Annotated in this window: 14 protein-coding genes; 10 read left to right on the forward strand and 4 right to left on the reverse strand. The window is 69.0% G+C overall.

Annotated features, from left to right (window positions below; genetic code table 11):
• On the reverse strand, nucleotides 1-441 hold a 441-nt coding region (locus GWK61_RS43470; RefSeq protein WP_323748025.1), incomplete at its 3' end, for a glycosyltransferase.
• Nucleotides 442-849: 408 nt separating this feature from the next.
• Between GWK61_RS43470 and GWK61_RS43475 the strand changes: the two genes are divergently transcribed.
• The 7 genes from GWK61_RS43475 to GWK61_RS43505 all read left to right on the forward strand — a co-directional run bounded on the left by GWK61_RS43475 (nucleotide 850) and on the right by GWK61_RS43505 (nucleotide 6,405).
• Nucleotides 850-1,410 carry a hemerythrin domain-containing protein gene (locus tag GWK61_RS43475; RefSeq protein ID WP_194918087.1) on the forward strand — a complete coding sequence of 187 codons (561 nt, stop codon included), beginning with the start codon at nucleotides 850-852 and terminating at the stop codon, nucleotides 1,408-1,410.
• Entirely contained in the window at nucleotides 1,410-1,811 is a 402-nt protein-coding gene (locus tag GWK61_RS43480) for a WhiB family transcriptional regulator (RefSeq protein ID WP_369125661.1), read from the forward strand. Before GWK61_RS43475 ends, GWK61_RS43480 begins: the two co-directional genes overlap by 1 nt.
• Nucleotides 1,812-1,944: 133 nt before the next feature.
• Nucleotides 1,945-2,418: an STAS domain-containing protein gene (locus tag GWK61_RS43485; protein ID WP_194918089.1), complete on the forward strand. Its 474-nt coding sequence runs from the start codon at nucleotides 1,945-1,947 to the stop codon at nucleotides 2,416-2,418.
• Nucleotides 2,415-4,055: a F0F1 ATP synthase subunit alpha gene (atpA, locus tag GWK61_RS43490; protein WP_194918091.1), complete on the forward strand. Its 1,641-nt coding sequence runs from the start codon at nucleotides 2,415-2,417 to the stop codon at nucleotides 4,053-4,055. Before GWK61_RS43485 ends, atpA begins: the two co-directional genes overlap by 4 nt.
• Nucleotides 4,056-4,175: 120 nt before the next feature.
• Complete coding sequence (locus tag GWK61_RS43495; RefSeq protein WP_194918093.1) at nucleotides 4,176-4,757, forward strand: hypothetical protein; 582 nt, start codon at nucleotides 4,176-4,178, stop codon at nucleotides 4,755-4,757.
• Nucleotides 4,754-5,221: a hypothetical protein gene (locus GWK61_RS43500; protein WP_194918095.1), complete on the forward strand. Its 468-nt coding sequence runs from the start codon at nucleotides 4,754-4,756 to the stop codon at nucleotides 5,219-5,221. The genes GWK61_RS43495 and GWK61_RS43500 overlap by 4 nt, the downstream gene beginning before the upstream one ends.
• Before the next feature lie 371 nt (nucleotides 5,222-5,592).
• Nucleotides 5,593-6,405 carry a SigB/SigF/SigG family RNA polymerase sigma factor gene (locus GWK61_RS43505; RefSeq protein ID WP_228563918.1) on the forward strand — a complete coding sequence of 271 codons (813 nt, stop codon included), beginning with the start codon at nucleotides 5,593-5,595 and terminating at the stop codon, nucleotides 6,403-6,405.
• A 116-nt stretch (nucleotides 6,406-6,521) separates the two neighbouring features.
• Here the strand turns inward: GWK61_RS43505 and GWK61_RS43510 are convergent, their stop codons facing one another.
• Entirely contained in the window at nucleotides 6,522-7,250 is a 729-nt protein-coding gene (locus tag GWK61_RS43510) for a GAF and ANTAR domain-containing protein (RefSeq protein ID WP_194918098.1), read from the reverse strand.
• A gap of 94 nt (nucleotides 7,251-7,344) precedes the next feature.
• On the opposite strand from GWK61_RS43510, the gene GWK61_RS43515 reads away from it, so the two are divergent.
• Nucleotides 7,345-8,214: a class II glutamine amidotransferase gene (locus tag GWK61_RS43515; RefSeq protein WP_194918100.1), complete on the forward strand. Its 870-nt coding sequence runs from the start codon at nucleotides 7,345-7,347 to the stop codon at nucleotides 8,212-8,214.
• 114 nt (nucleotides 8,215-8,328) lie between these two features.
• Here the strand turns inward: GWK61_RS43515 and GWK61_RS43520 are convergent, their stop codons facing one another.
• A complete protein-coding gene (locus tag GWK61_RS43520) occupies nucleotides 8,329-10,140 on the reverse strand; it encodes a sigma-70 family RNA polymerase sigma factor (protein WP_228563919.1) in 1,812 nt (603 codons plus the stop codon).
• A gap of 160 nt (nucleotides 10,141-10,300) precedes the next feature.
• Between GWK61_RS43520 and GWK61_RS43525 the strand changes: the two genes are divergently transcribed.
• The gene (locus GWK61_RS43525; protein WP_194918102.1) at nucleotides 10,301-12,913 is read left to right on the forward strand and encodes a SpoIIE family protein phosphatase; all 2,613 of its coding nucleotides are present in this window, start codon (nucleotides 10,301-10,303) and stop codon (nucleotides 12,911-12,913) included.
• A gap of 85 nt (nucleotides 12,914-12,998) precedes the next feature.
• Nucleotides 12,999-14,591: an FAD-binding protein gene (locus GWK61_RS43530; protein ID WP_194918104.1), complete on the forward strand. Its 1,593-nt coding sequence runs from the start codon at nucleotides 12,999-13,001 to the stop codon at nucleotides 14,589-14,591.
• Between the two features lie 757 nt (nucleotides 14,592-15,348).
• Here the strand turns inward: GWK61_RS43530 and GWK61_RS43535 are convergent.
• Nucleotides 15,349-15,734 (reverse strand): glycoside hydrolase family 99-like domain-containing protein (locus GWK61_RS43535; protein ID WP_194918106.1); only part of this gene is annotated, 386 nt, incomplete at its 5' end.

Here is a 15,734-nt window from a genome sequence, read left to right on the forward strand (position 1 = left end):
GTGCGGGATCACCGAGACCTTGTGGGCGTCCACGAGGTAGACCTCGTTCAGCAGCCGGGCGGCGGTGTCGGACATGACCACGACCGCCGCGGCGGCGTCCGCGATCCGCTCCAGCACCTGCCGCTGGTGCGGCGAGGGGGCGGGCAGCACCGTGTGCAGCACCACGATCGCCGGGACGTTCAGCCCGGCCAGGACATGGATCACGTCCGCACCGTCGCGGCCCCCGTAGATGCCGTACTCGTGCTGCACGATCGCGACGTCGAAGCGGTCGAGCACCCGCGCCACCGCGGCCGGACCCTCCGGCGCGCCGTTGACCAGCTGCGCGACCACGTCCGGGTAGACCGCAGGCTGCGCGGCGTCGACGATCCGGACGACGGCCGCCCGGTCGCCCGAGCCCTGGGGCGTGAGGTGCTTCAGCAGCGCCGTGCTGAAGGTCGCCACACCGCATTGGGTGGGCGGGTACGTACTGAGAAATCCAAAAGCGGTCATGGGGGAGCCCTCACTGGTTCGGGGACGTGACAACGTCGATCGGGGCGTACACCGAGCACGGCTGACAAGCCTGCGCTCGAGATGGGATCTCCGAGGCGATCGCGGTGTCCGGACGACCACGGGCCCTGGCCGGGTACCAAGGGCGCAGAGCAGACTGCTCCGCTGTTCCGGCAGGTTGCACCGTCGCTGGAGGGCGGTATCGCATCCCACGGTAGCAGGCCCGCCCACCCGGACGGACTCCTCCGAGGCTGTTTACTCTCAGGCGGGCCGGGCACAAGGAGGCCCGCGGTTCAACCCCGCGACCCGCGCACAGCCGCAACAGCCGCAACAGCCACATGCAACCGCCACATCGGAGCCGTCATGTCAACGACCGAGGACACCCCTGATGTCATCGCGGTGCTCAGAGACGACCACCGGCACGTCGAGGAACTGTTCCAGAAGGTCCAGGACCACGCCCGTTTCCGCGACCGCCGCAAGGAACTCGTGGACCAGGTCACCATCGAGCTGGTCCGGCACATGGTGGCCGAGGAAGAGTACGTCCACCCGATCGTCCGCGATGCCGCCGACGGCCGGGGGACGGTCGACCGCGCGGTGGCTGCGAACGCCGCGGCCGAGGCGCTCATGAAGCAGCTCGAACCCCTCGCGCCGACCGACGAGGTCTTCGATCGGGTGTTCATCAAGCTGATGGCCGCGACCCACTGCCATGTCGCCGACGACGAAGCGCAGCTGTTCCCGCGTCTGGCCGCGGCCTGCCTGCCGACGGAGTTGCGGGAACTCGGCGAGAAGGTGTACGCCGACAAGTCGATCAGGCCGACCCGTCCGCACCGGCCGGCGCCCGCGACGTCTTCGGACGACCCGCTCGTCGGCCGGGTGCCGCACCTGATCGACCGCGTCCGCGACGCGTTGGCGGGAAACCACTGATGGCCGCCACCGGGACGCCCGGCCACGCCCGGATCGTCGGCACCCGGGCGCGCGGAGGGGGGACCGGCACGTCCAAATGCCGCAACGGTGCCCGTCCGCCGGGTCCGCAGCGTTTGCGGACGCCGGGAGACGACATGGACGCCTGGGCCGAGCAGGGTGCCTGCCGGACCAGCGAGCCGGAGCTGTTCTTCCCGATCACCTCGCCCGGACATCCGCGGCTGAAGCAGCAGATCACCGAGGCGAAGGCGGTGTGCCACCGGTGTCCGGTGATCGAGTCCTGCCGCGGGTGGGCGCTGGCGCATCCGCAGATGGCCCAGTACGGGGTGTGGGGTGCGATGTCCGAGGAGGAGCGCCGGACAGTCCGTCGCCATGGTGATCGGGCCCGGTCCCGCTCCTGCTGAAGAAGATCTTCCGAGTCAGAGGATCTTTCCGCCGGCCGAGAGGACTAGACTGGCGGTACGCCCGGCCGATCTGGGCGGTCCCCTGGACCTTGGTGACGCTTTGCACACCTGCGGCACGTCCTGGGAGGCCGTCATGGCGGGCATCACCTTAGGCGCGAGAACCGGTCCCGGTCAGTTCGGATCCGGCGCGCCTTCCAGCACATCGCGGGCCCTGTTGACGACGTCGGTCGGCGTGAGTGCGGGCAGGCCGGTGATCGCCTTGGTCGGCGAGTTGGACGTCGCGACCGCCCCCGCCGTCAAGAAGGTCTGTTTCGACACCTTCGATACCTTTGACACGTTCGACGCCCGCCCCCGCCCGTACGTCGTCGTCGATCTGGCCGGGCTGTACTTCTGTGACTGCGCGGGCCTGAATGTGTTCGTCCACGTCCACAACTGGGCTCTCCCAGGTGGCGGGTGGGTCCGGCTGTGCCGTACGGACCGCCGTTTGAAGAAGATGCTCGACATCACCGGACTCGCGGCGACGCTGTGCTGCTATCCGACCGCCGCCGATGCCTTCGCTGATGTCGAACGAAGCGCGTCCCATCGAAGAGGACAGGAATACTCATGACGGAGCTCACGATCCGTCCACAGGAGATCCGCGATGCGCTGGAGCGTTTCGTCGACTCCTACAAGACGACCACGGCGCCGCGAGACGAGGTCGGGTCCGTCACGGTGATCGGCGACGGCATCGCCAAGGTCGACGGTCTGCCCTCGGCCATGACCAACGAGCTGCTGAAGTTCGAGGACGGCACCTTGGGCATCGCCCTGAACCTCGACGTCCGAGAGATCGGCGTGGTCGTGCTCGGCGACTACGAGCGGATCGCGGAAGGCCAGTCCGTGACGCGTACCGGCGAGATCCTGTCCACCCCGGTCGGCGACAAGTTCATGGGCCGGGTGGTGAACCCGCTGGGTGAGCCGATCGACGGCCTGGGTCCGATCGAGGCCGAGGGCACCCGCATCCTGGAGCTGCAGGCCCCGGGTGTCATGGCGCGCCAGTCGGTCAAGGGGCCGCTGCAGACCGGTATCAAGGCCATCGACTCGATGACCCCGATCGGCCGGGGCCAGCGTCAGCTGATCATCGGCGACCGGCAGACCGGCAAGACCGCGGTGGCCGTGGACACGATCATCAACCAGAAGCAGAACTGGGCGTCGGGCGACCCGAAGAAGCAGGTCCGCTGCATCTATGTGGCCATCGGCCAGAAGGGCTCCACCATCGCGGCCGTCAAGGGCGCGCTGGAGGAGGCCGGCGCGATGGAGTACACGACGATCGTGGCCTCCCCGGCCTCGGACCCGGCGGGCTTCAAGTACCTGGCGCCGTACACCGGTTCGGCCATCGGCCAGCACTGGATGTACGACGGCAAGCACGTCCTGATCGTCTTCGACGACCTGACCAAGCAGGCCGAGGCCTACCGGTCGATGTCGCTGCTGCTGCGCCGCCCGCCGGGGCGCGAGGCCTACCCCGGTGACGTCTTCTACTTGCATTCGCGTCTGTTGGAGCGCTGCGCGAAGCTGTCCGACGAGATGGGCGCGGGCTCCATGACCGGTCTGCCGGTGATTGAGACCAAGGCGAACGACATCTCGGCGTTCATCCCGACCAACGTCATCTCCATCACCGACGGTCAGTGCTTCTTCGAGACCGACCTGTTCAACTCCGGTGTCCGTCCGGCGATCAACGTGGGTACCTCGGTGTCCCGCGTCGGTGGTTCGGCGCAGGTGCGCGCGATGCGCTCGGTGTCCGGTTCGCTGCGTGTGGACCTGGCGCAGTTCCGCGACCTGGAGGCGTTCGCGGCCTTCGCCTCGGACCTGGACGACGCCTCCAAGGCGCAGCTGTCCCGCGGCCAGCGCATGGTCGAGCTTTTGAAGCAGGGTCAGTATGAGCCGTATCCGGTTGAGGAGCAGGTGGCTTCGATCTGGATCGGTACCTCGGGTTCGATCGATGATGTGCCGGTGGCCGATGTGCGCCGTTTTGAGAAGGAATTCATCTCCTTCCTGAAGACTGACCACGCCGGTGTGCTGGCCAGCATCCGCGAGACCGGTCAGCTCTGCGACGACACCGTGACGGCGTTCAAGGACGGGGTCGCGCAGTTCAAGCGCGGCTTCGAGCTCGGCGACGGCACGCTGCTGGCCGACCAGGGCAAGGCCGAGGCGATGGACGAGGACAACGTCGGCCAGGCCACGATCACCAAGCACGTCAGAGCTCGGTGACGGCGGCATCGGGGCCCCGCTGCGGGCTCACGTTCCCGGCCGGCGTGAAGCTTCCGCGCCACCCTGTTTGGATTCTGCGATTCGGGTACTCATGGGCGGAAGCCCCTTGAGGAGGCCCACATGATCACAGTCGCGATCATCACCTTCGTCGTGATCGTCCTGGTCATCGCCGTCGTGGTGAACAACAGACGGCACGAGAACGCCAAGCGCCGGACCCGGACCTCGTTCGGGCCCGAATACGCCCGGGCGAGCGCCGAATACGGCGGGCCGCGGGCCGCGGACCGGGAGCTGGCCCGGCGCAGCCAGATGTACGGCAGGCTGCGCCTGGAGCCGATCAGCGCGGCCGACCGGGACTTCTACACCACATACTGGGAGAACCTCCGCACCGGTTTCCTCGACGACCCGTCGGCCGCCCTGTCCGGCGCCGAGCAGCTGATCGCCCGGCTGCTCGAGGCCAGGGGCTACCCCGCCGACGACCGCAGCGAGCAACTGGCGCTGCTTTCGGTCCGGCACGGAGGCGTCCTGGCGAACTACCGCCAGGCCCTGTGGGTCGGCGAACGTGTGCGGGCCGATTCGGCGTCGATACCGACCGAGGTGAAGCGCGAAGCCCTGATGCAGTACCAGACGTTCCTCGGCGACCTGCTCACCGAGCCCGACGCGGTGGCTCCGGCCAGGACCAAGGGATCGGAGGCCACGCTGTGAACGCCGAGCCGGTCATGAACCAGGACACCCTCCCGACCGAACCGACCCACCGGTGGGCCGACGACGGGGGCGTGCTCACCGAGGAGCGGCAGTCGGAGCCGGAGCATGTGGAGCCGGAGATGTCGATGGAGGCGGAGTCCGAGGAGCCGGAGATGTCGATGGAAATGTCGATGGAGGCGACTCCGACCCTTGTCGTCCACGAACCGCTCCTGAGCCGCGAGGCGGAGCAAGCCTTCCTCAGCCGCTGGGCCGAGATCCAGGTCGGCTTCGTGGAGGACCCGGCGGAGTCGGTGCGTGACGCCGACAGGTTCGTCGCCGAGATTGCCGCGGCCCTGCTGATCTCCGTCCAAACGCGCAAGACCGATCTGGCGGCCGACTGGCAGCAGGGCAGCCCCGGAACCGAGGAGCTGCGCCAGGCCCTGCGGCGCTACCGCGCCTTCATCGGCGTCATGCTCCCCGGGTAACACCCCTGGACCGATGCCGCGTCTCACCCCGCGAGGCGCGGCATCGCTGCGTGCAGGGCAGGAGCTGTGAGCGTTGTATACGCGCCCTACCGATCGGCGCTAGTCTGACAGTAACTTCATACGCCCCAGACTTTGGCGCCGTGAATTCCGACGCGCCGTATGCGGTCGGGGCAGGCACCGGTTTCACCTTGGCCGCGAAAGCCCTCCCACGCAGCCGACGCCCCATATGCGAAAGCGTAGGGCGTTCCATGGGCACAACCTCTGTCAGCATGCCGACATACGAGGTCCGACCACGCGCCTCCCGAGATCGACCGCACCGTTCCCGGACGGACCGGCGAGGCCGGCTCGGCGAGCGCGCGTCCGGGTGCACGTTGGAGCGCGCGTCCGCCCCGCGGATCGGCCGCGGTCTGGATCGCAACGGCCGTGACCGGACCGATCAGCGGGCCGCGGCGCTGCGGTCTTTGGACCGGATGCACCGCCTGGTCCCCGGTGACGCCGAACGGGCGGCGCTGCGGGTCGCCGTGATCACGGAGTACATGCCCTACGCCCGTCACCTGGCAGCCCGCTACGGCGTGCGCGGCCAGGCCGAGGAGGACTTCCTGCAGGCCGCCTACATCGGCCTGGTCAAGGCGGTCGACCACTTCGACCCCGACTTCGGCACCGCGTTCCTCGCCTTCGCCACCCCCACGATCCTCGGGGAGCTCAAGCGCTACTTCCGGGACACGACCTGGGCCGTCCATGTGCCGCGGCGCGTCCAGGAACTCACCGGTGAGCTGCGAGACGCCACCGAGACCCTGTCGCAGCGGCTGCACCGGGCCCCGACCGTCCGCGAACTGGCGGTGCCGCTGGGCGTCGATCCGGCCGCGGTCGCCGACGCGATCGAGGCGACCGGGCTGCACGCCCTGGCATCCCTGGACGTGCCGACCGTCGTCGAGGACGGAGGCGGCTCCCCGCTGAGCGACCTGCTGGGCGCCGACGACCGCGGCATCCAGAACGTCATCGACCGGGAGACCCTGCGGCCGCTGCTGGCGACACTGTCCGAACGGGAGAAGAAGATCGTGCTCATGCGCTTCTTCCGGGGCATGACGCAGACCGAGATCAGCAAAGAGCTCGGAGTCTCGCAGATGCAGGTCTCCCGTCTCCTCGCCCAGATCCTCGGCAGGCTCAGGGCCCACGCCGGCTGATCCCGCCGTCCCGCCGCGCACCGGTCCCGGGCGCGGCCGGCGGCGGCGTGGACCGTTGCTCGTCGAAACCAACCCCTGGCCCACGCTCACCCCCGTGGTGTCCCTGGAGGCGATCTTCAGGCGCGCCACAGCTCGGCAGCCGTCGGCGAGCCTTCGGCGACGTCCCGCGCCACATCGGACAGGCGCAGGTGGTTCCTGCGGGCGTGGTCGCGCAGCAGCGTGAACGCTTCGTCGACGCTGATCCGCCGGCGTTCGGACAGCACGCCCTTGGCCTGTTCGATGACGACGCGGCTGTTCAGGGCGCTCTGCAGCTGTGCGGCGAGCAGTTCGGCCTGGTGCAGGTTGCGCTGGGCCAGGATGCCGATGGTCGCCACGTCCGCCAGCGCCTGACCGGCGCGGACGTCCTCCTCGGTCAGCACCCTGCTTTCGGCGCTGAACAGGTTCAGGGCGCCGATGACGGTCTGCCGCAGGCGGAGCGGCAGGGCGTGGGCCGCCACGAACCCCGAATCCCGCGCGGCCTCGGCGAACCGCGGCCAGCGCTCGGCGTTGGCCCGCAGATCGGCGTTGACCACGGGACTTCCCGTGCGGCAGCAGTCGACGCAGGGCCCGGCGTCGCTCTGCAGCTCGAACAGCTCCACCAGCCGCGCGCTCTCGGTGGAGGCCGCCGCGGCGTGCAGGTGCCCGCGCTCGTCGATGAGCATGATGCCGGCGGCGTCCACGTCCAGGAGGCGCACACAGCGCCCGGCCAGGGTGAGCAGGAAGTCGATGACGTCGAAGTCGTCGACCAGGATGTCGGCCACCTCGACGAACGTCTCGACGAGTTGTCGTTCACGGGGCACGCTCATGTCTCCAAGGTAGACCTACCGGGTAGGTGTGCAGGTGTGCAGATGTGCCCGCGCCGTCGCCGAAGCCGAAGCCGTTGTCGATCAGGAGATTGTGATGTGCCGCTTGTTCGGTCTGGCGAGTTCCCCGCAACGGATCCGGGCGACGTTCTGGCTGCTTCAGGCACCGGACAGCCTCACCGAGCAGAGCCGGCGCGATCCCGACGGGACCGGGCTGGGGTATTTCGAGCCCGACGGTACGCCTGTGGTTCGCAAAGCGCCCATCGCGGCGTACGAGGACAGGCAGTTCGCCGAGACGGCGCGGACCGCCAGTTCCTCGACGTTCATCGCGCACGTCCGATACGCCTCCACCGGTGGGCTGGAGGAGCGCAACACGCATCCCTTCAGCGCACATGGTCGGATGCTCGCCCACAACGGCGTCATCGAGGGCTTGGACGTGCTTGAGCGGCACCTCGGCTCCTCGGTGGACGAGGTGCACGGTGACACCGACTCCGAGCGCTTCTTCGCCCTCGTCAACCGCGAGACGGCGGCTGCCGGCGGCGACGCGACGGCCGGCCTGGAGGCCGCGGCCCGGTGGGTGGCCGGCCACCTGCCGCTGTTCGCCCTCAACATCGTCATGATCAGCGGCGAGGACCTGTGGGCGCTGCGCTACCCGGACGCCCACGGCCTGTACGTCCTGGACCGCCGGGCCGGCGGCCACCACGGCCGCCGGCACCTGGACCAGGCCGGGAGCGGCGGCCGGCTGCGGGTCCACGCCGACGACCTCAGCGCCGCGCCGTCCGTGGTCGTGGCCAGCGAGCGCCTGGACGAGGACCCCGCATGGCGGTTGCTGCGCTCCGGCGAACTCCTCCACGTCAGCCCCGGCCCGGGCATCGACTCCCGCATGGTGCTGCCCGACCCGCCCGCACACCGTCTCTCACCCGCCGACCTCAAGGCCGGCGCCGCCGCCTCGCAGGACGTCGTCTGACGTACGTCCGAGCCGTACCACCCGCGCGATCGGTGGCTCACTCCCCGGTCGCGCGTTCGACGGCGGTCCGCACGTCGCGTCCGCCCGTCGCCGGCGTCCGCCGAGCACCGGCTGTCAGGACCCTGCGGTCACCGCCGAATGCTGAGGCACATCCGTCGGCTTGGCGGGCGTGGACCGCGTGAGGTACTGCGGGACCGGCGCCGCGTCCGTGCCGGTGTCGCGGACCAGGCCGTAGCGGACGATGCCGTGGCCGTCGGGGGCGGCGCCGATGTCGTGGGTGACCTGCTCCCACGTGTACGGCGTCACGCTGAGGTTGTAGTCGGCGTAGCCCTCGGTCTCGTGCAGGGTGACGGTGCCGTCGAGGTAGAAGAACTCGTTGTTCCACATCTGCTGCGCGCCCGGCGGCAGCGTGATGTAGCCGGCCTTCGGGTTGCCCATCCAGGTGACGTCCGAGGGCTGCCCGGGGCCGTTGTCGTCCATGCGGCGGCCGCCGCCGGAGGCGACGTGGAAGAGCTTGCCCTGGAGCCCCGTCCACGTCGGCATCACCATCGGGCCGACGCGGTTGAACCAGGCGATCTCGTAGCGGACGTAGAAGTAGCCCGTGCCGGTGACGGTGACGTTCTGCCCGTTCCAGAACATCAGGTACTTGCCGCCGAGCGAGCCCTTGAAGGGCTGGGAGTAGTTGCCGGTGGCGGTGATCGGCGCGGTCTCGGGGCGCCGGGGCAGGGGGCCGGGCTTGGCGAGGCGGTTCGGGGCCGCGTCGGCGGTGTCGACGGTGTGGCCGTAGACCGGTGGTGCTGTACTGGTCAGGGTCGGGAGCCTGGGCGAGGAAGGTGGCGTCGCCGAGGAATGCGAGCTGGTCGGCGACGGTATCGAGGTCGCCGAGGAAGTCGAGGAAGCGGCCTGCGTGCTGGTCGACGAGGCAGCCGACGTCCCGGTTACCAGGCCGACCGTGGACCCGTCAGCCACCTGCCCGGCATTCGGCGACGCAGAAGACCCGCTCCCAGCCATGGCGATCGCGGCGCTCACGCCCAGCACCGCGACCGCCGCCGAGGCGATGACCAGCTTGCTCGTCGGCAGAAAGGACCGGCCGGCGTTCGGCCGCCGTCGGGACGGCGTCAGCCAGGCCTGGCCCGCCAGATACGCACCAGTGAGCGGCACCGGCACCAACGCGACACCGGCCAGCAAGCTCTCAGCCGACACCAATCCCCGCTGGTACGCCGAACACTCGCCGCACTCCCGCACATGCCGGCCCAGCCGCTTGCGCCACAGCGGCGACGGACGCCCGTCCCAATCACGGATCGCCGCGTCCAACCCCGCGCACCGCGGCGTCGCCCACACCGCGCGCACCACCGTCCGAGCCGTCTCCAGCTGCGCCTTCATCCGCTGCACCCGCACCGCGGCGTACGCGGGGGTCTCCTCCAGCGCCGCCGCCAGCTCTCCGCGCGTGATCTGGCCCGCGGCCTCCAGCCACCACAACGCGAGCAGGTCGCGGTCCGCCTCGTCCAGCCAGCGCGTCGCCTCCGCGGTCTCCCGCCGCTGGTCGGACAGGCCGAGCCGGAGGATCGTCAGGTCGACGAAGTCCGCCCCGGGGTCCGCGACCCCCTGCAGCTCCTCCAGCCCGCCGTCCCCGACCGGCCGCCTGCGGCCCCGGCTCCGGCTGTCCCGCACCTCGTGGATGGCGATCGACACCAGCCAGGAGCGGAACGCCGCCGGGTCGCGCAGCCCGGCCAGGCCGTTGACCACCCGCAGCATCGTCTCCTGGACCACGTCGTCGACATCCGCGTGCCCCTGCAGGGCGCGGCCGACGATGTTGTAGACCAGCGGCAGGTACGAGGCGATCAAGGCGTCGAGCGCCTGCTGGTCGCCGCGCTGAGCAGCGAGGATCAGGTGTGGATCGGTCCGGTCCGCCATCGCGTCCGACATGAGGTCTCCGCCTTTGCAGGAATGAGCGAGCGTCAGTTCACCTTGGGAGACCCGGCACCACCGCAGCGGATATCACTTCCTGAGCGATCCGCGAGCATACCCTCACCCGAGGGACGGAACACGGCCGGAAGATATCGGTCGTAATCGATACAATCGGTGTATGGCGACAGCCGAGTGCGTCGTCGACGCCCAGGGCCGGGTGACGCGTTGGAACCAGGGCGCGCAAAGCCTGCTCGGCTACCCGGCGGCCGAGATCGTCGGCCACTCCGCCGCCGAGCTGATGGCCGAACCCGTCTCGAAGGCGGATCTGCTGCACGCCGTCGGCGCCGAGCCCGAACGCTGGAGTGGCGAACTCGCGCTGCGCCATCGCGACGGCCGGCGCGTGGACGTGGTCGTCGTCGCGCACCACGGCGCCCCGGGGTGCGGCCCGGACACCTGGCGGGTCGTCTGCCCGCTGGAGGGTCGGCAGCCGCTTCCCGAGGACGATGACCTTGCGCACTGGGCCTTCGACCAGCTACCGCGCTGCTCCGTCGCGCTCTACGACGCAGACCTCAGATACCGCCGCTCCAACCCGTCCATGGAAGCGGTCGTCGGCCTGCCGGACGACGCGATCCGCGGCCTGCGCATCCACGACATCACCACCCAACCGCAGACGGGAGCCCTGGCCGACGGCCTGCGCCGCGCAGTCGACAGCGGCGAGCCCTGCCGGCTGGAGAGCTTCCAGCGCACCGGGGGACAGCGGCGCTCGCATGCGTGGTCCGTCGACTTCGCTCCGCTGAAGGACCCGGACGGCGAGGTGCGGGGAGTGGCGCTCATCGCCCACGACATCACCGAGCAGTACTGGGCCCGCAAGCGCCTCGTCCTGCTCAACGAGGCCGCCAGCCGCATCGGCAGCACGCTCGACGTCGCGCAGACCGCGCGCGAGCTGATGGAGGTCACGGTTCCGGAGCTCGCGGACTTCGCCAGCGTTGATCTCCTCACGGCGCTGGAGAGCGACGCAGAGGTGGGGGAGGAGGCTCTGCATGGCACTGTGACGTTGCGCCGCGTTGCGCACCGGTTCGCTCCCGGGAGTAGTCCGGCGCTGAAGACGGTGCTTGAGGTAGGTGTGGCGGACAGCTATCCGGAGTTCACGCCTCCGGCGCGCGCTCTCGCTAGTGGGGCGGGCGTTTTGAGCAACGCCGAGGACGCGGAGTTCGTGGAATGGATGCGTACTGATTCGGTCCGTGCCGCGCGGATCCGCGAGCAGGGTTACCACTCGATGCTGGCTGTGCCGTTGCGTGCGCGGGGCGCGACCTTGGGCGTGGCGGTGTTCTATCGCCGTAGTCGTCAGGACCGGATGGAGCGTTTCGATCAGGATGACCTGCTTCTCGCCGAGGAGCTGGCGGCGCGCGCGGCGGTGGCGGTCGACAACGCCCGCAGGTATACGCGTGAGCGCGAGACGGCGTTGTCGCTGCAACGTAGTCTCCTGCCTCGGCGGGTGCCTGAGCACAGTGCGGTCGAGGTCGCCACGCGGTACCTGCCGGCGGGGGCGCAGCCGGGGATCGGGGGCGACTGGTTCGATGTGATTCCGCTGTCCGGGGCGCGGGTCGCGCTGGTCGTGGGTGATGTGGTCGGGCACGGGATTCAGGCTTCGGCGACGATGGGGCGTCTGCGTACGGCGGTGCGGACGTTGGCGGATGTTGATTTGCCGCCTGATGAGTTGCTGACGCATCTTGATGATCTGGTGGTGCGGCTGTCGGCTGAAGCGGAGGCTGCGCCTTTGGGTAGGGTCGAGGCCGGCGCTGGCGCCGGGGCCGGGGCCGGTGGGACCGCCACCACGCAACCTGGCAGTGCTCAGGCCAGCAGTGCGCCGGCAGGTAGCGCGCACGCTGGCACCGCGCAGCCCGAAACCACGCAGCCCAGCGACACGCAGGCCAGCGACACGCAGGCCGGCAGCGCGCAACCTGGCAGCGTACCGGCCGGCAGCGCGCAGCCCGCCGTCGCGCAGGCCGGCAGCGAGGTCGGCGCCACCTGCTGCTACGCCGTCTACGACCCGGTGTCCCGCACTTGCACCCTGGCCAGCGCCGGCCACCCGCCGCCGGTCATCGCCCCGCCCGGTGGCCCGGCCACTGTGCTGCCGATCTCGGTCGGGCCGCCGCTCGGCATCGGCGGCCTGCCCTTCGAGGCGACGGTCGTCGAGCTGGCCGAGCACAGCATCCTGGCGCTCTACTCCGACGGCCTCATCGAGACCAGGGATCGTGACCTCGACGAGGGGCTGGCGAAGCTGTGCGACGTCCTCAGCGTTCCCGACCGGTCGTTGGACGAGTCGTGCGACGCCGTGCTGAGCACGCTGATCACCGGCCGGCCGCAGGACGACGTCGCCCTGCTTCTCACGCGGACCCGGGCGCTGGACGCCGGGCGCGTCGCGGCCTGGGACGTGGCGTCCGATCCGGTCGCGGTCAGCCAGAGCCGCAAGGACGTCGCGGGGCGGCTGTCCGCGTGGGGGTTGGAGGACCTGAGTTTCGCCACCGAGCTGATCGTCAGCGAGCTCGTGACGAACGCGATCCGCTACGGGGCACCCCCGATTACGCTGCGGCTGATTCAGGACAACACTCTCATCTGCGAGGTGTCCGACTGTAGTAGCACCGCTCCGCACCTGCGGCGGGCGCGCGTGTTCGACGAGGGTGGTCGAGGGCTGATGCTCGTCGCGCAGTTCTCGCGGAGCTGGGGGACCCGGCATACGCCTACCGGGAAGACGATCTGGGCCGAGCAGGACCTGATGCCTACGGAATGAATGTCCACGGAATGAATGTGCACGGAGTGAGTGTCCACGGAATGTGAATGCTGAGAATGTCCACGGAATGAATGGAGTCGCGACCATGTCCAGCCAGCCTGCGAGCGTCGGTACACGTCCTGTCGTGCTCAGCGATCGGCAAGGGTTCAATCGGCGGTGGTTCGCGCCGAAGCTTGAGGCCGTTTACGTGCCTGGGAATGATGCTGAGGCGGTCGCGCAGATCGGCGAGGCGATCTCGCGGTTTGGGCGTGATGTCAAGGTTGTGTCCGGGCGGCATTGCTATGAGGATTTCGCGTACAACGGCACGACCAGGGCCGTCGTGGACATGTCGTCGATGAGTCGTGTCGGCTGGGATGATGGTCGGTCGGCGTTCTTCGTCGAGGCGGGTTGTGAGAACTGGTCCGTTTATCGGGCGCTGTTGAACGGTTTCAACAAGACGCTTCCCGCAGGGAGCTGCTACTCGGTCGGCGCCGGGGGGCATATCACCGGTGGTGGGTATGGGCTGTTGTCGCGGTTGCGCGGGTTGACTGTCGATCATCTCAGTGCGGTCGACATCGTGACGTGGAACGCGTCGTCGAACAGTGCTGAGCTGCATCATGTGTCGGCGGGGAGTGCGTCGAGTGACGAGCGGGATCTGTTTTGGGCTCTACAGGGAGCTGGATGCGGGAACTTTGGCGTCATCCTGCGCTACTACTTCGACGAGCTGCCTGATGCGCCGGAGTTCGCGTCGATCTACACGCTGTCTTGGGATTGGACGTCGATCGATGCGCAGTCCTTCGCGGACTTGCTTGCTGAGTACGCGGAGTTTGTGCAGGGCATGCCCGAGACCGATTTCAGCTTGCTGAAGCTGATGCACGTGTCGGCTGGGCAGATCGGGATGGTCGTGCAAGCCGTGTCCCCCGGAGGGGCGACTCTTCTCGAGCATCGGGCCGAGGTCGAGCGACGGTATGCGGAGGCGCGTACGCGTTTCGGGGCGATCGTCGAACCTTCGCCGTTGCGGTACCCGCTCGGCGGGCATCCGGGGTGGACGACGGCGGTCGTGGGGAACGAGAGCGTGCAGAACGTCACGTACCTTGAGGCGCTGCAGACCATGAACGGCTCGGGGCCGAACCAGTTCGGGAAGTACAAGTCCGCGTATATGAACAAGGGGTTCCCGTCGGATCAGATTGCTGCGATCTACCACTGGCTTCACACGACGCCGAAGGGGGTGTCGGAGGCGGACATGAGCCAGAGTCTGCTGCAGGTCGACAGCTATGGAGGGGCCATCAACCGGGTCGCCTCCACCGCGACGGCGGTTCCGCAGCGCGATGCGATCATGAAGCTCCAGTACCAGACGTACTGGCTCAACGCCTCGCGCCCCGGCGAGGGAAGCCAGCCGCCGTACGACGTCCAGACCGACGCCCACCTGCGATGGATCAACGACTTCTACCGGGAGGTCTACGTCGAGTACGGCGGCACCCCCGACCCGGCCAACGACCCGAGCGGCACGGTCGCCGGTGCATACTACAACTATCCGGACAACGTCCTCGGCACACACGCCAAGGGCGACGCCGACCACGCGCTGTGGCTGTACTTCCTCGACAACTTCCGCAGGAACCCGCGGAACCTCGTGGGCGTGAAGCGGCGGTGGGATGCGGCGGATGTTTTTCATCATGAGCAGTCGATTCCGGTGGGGTGAGGGGGGTCTTGAGGCGGTGTCGGTGGCGCATGCTATATCTATGTATAAGGGCGATAATTCCCTAACAATATGCCGCCGCATCGACTTGCGCACTGCGGGTCAGGCGTCACTGCGGTCTGTCGGCAGGCGGCGGTGTGTTCGTGGTTTTACAGGCGATTTTTACGGCTTCGCCAAAGGTTGGATGGCCTCGCAGGGGAACGCAGTTCGGTTGAGCGCAGCCGGTTGCGCTGGCGGCCGCCGGTGTTCGCGAACACGACCGCGCACTGGTCCAAATCTGTGCATGCTGCGTTGGCGGGTGGCGGTTTCCGCGTTCACGACCGCGCGTGGGTCCGAGTCACTGCGCACACGTTTGGGTCGGCGGGCGCCGGCCGCGTTTGGTGGGTGCCTAAGATCAAAGGCAGGTGCCTCCGGCGGGCGCTCCTCGACGAGGGGCGACCCCTCCCGACCTGCTGTTTGCTGGCGGCCCGCAACTGTTCGGCTTTCTATCACGCTGTTGCCTGCGCCGCGCTGCCTGCCGGCGGTGCTGCTTGTGGTCGCCAGGTTCTGGGTCCCTCGCCGCGTCATCGCCGTAAACGGAACCAGCCCGGTCTGGCGGAATCAAGCCGCATCACAGCTGCTGTGGTGCTGTTTCGTCCGGCTTGACACCGCCAAACCGGCCAGGTTGGCTGCGCCCGCTGACGCGGCGAGGGACCCAGAACCAAACCCCCGCATGGTCCGGTTGGACCCGGGGAACGACATGGCCGGTTGCGTCGTTCTGTCAGGGGCCTGCGGCGTCTAGGCCTTGTCGCAATGCTCGTAGGAAGCCTCGGCCGAAGTGGCGGTCTGGCTCCATCACCGATCCTTCGGCCCATTCGTTCCATGACTTCACGAACAGCATCTGCGGGCCGGGCATCTGCTGCTCGCGGCGTGCTGCCTTCGTTACCGCGGCCTCGAAGATGTCTGGGGCGGGGTGGTGCAGTAGGACCCCGCCGCGGCCGGAGCGGGGGGTGTTGTCGAAGCCGGGCGCTACGCAGGGGTGGCGGCGGATTGGGGCGTCGCAGCCGTCGAGCAGCCAGTCCGCGTAAGCCTCGTCGTAGCGGTAGGCGCGGGGTGCCTCGTGCAGGGGCGTGGCGTTGAATTCCGGCTCCAGGGGGTGGCCTGCCG

Origin of the sequence: Catenulispora rubra (genome assembly GCF_015356825.1) — a bacterium.
Lineage (GTDB): Bacteria > Actinomycetota > Actinomycetes > Streptomycetales > Catenulisporaceae > Catenulispora > Catenulispora rubra.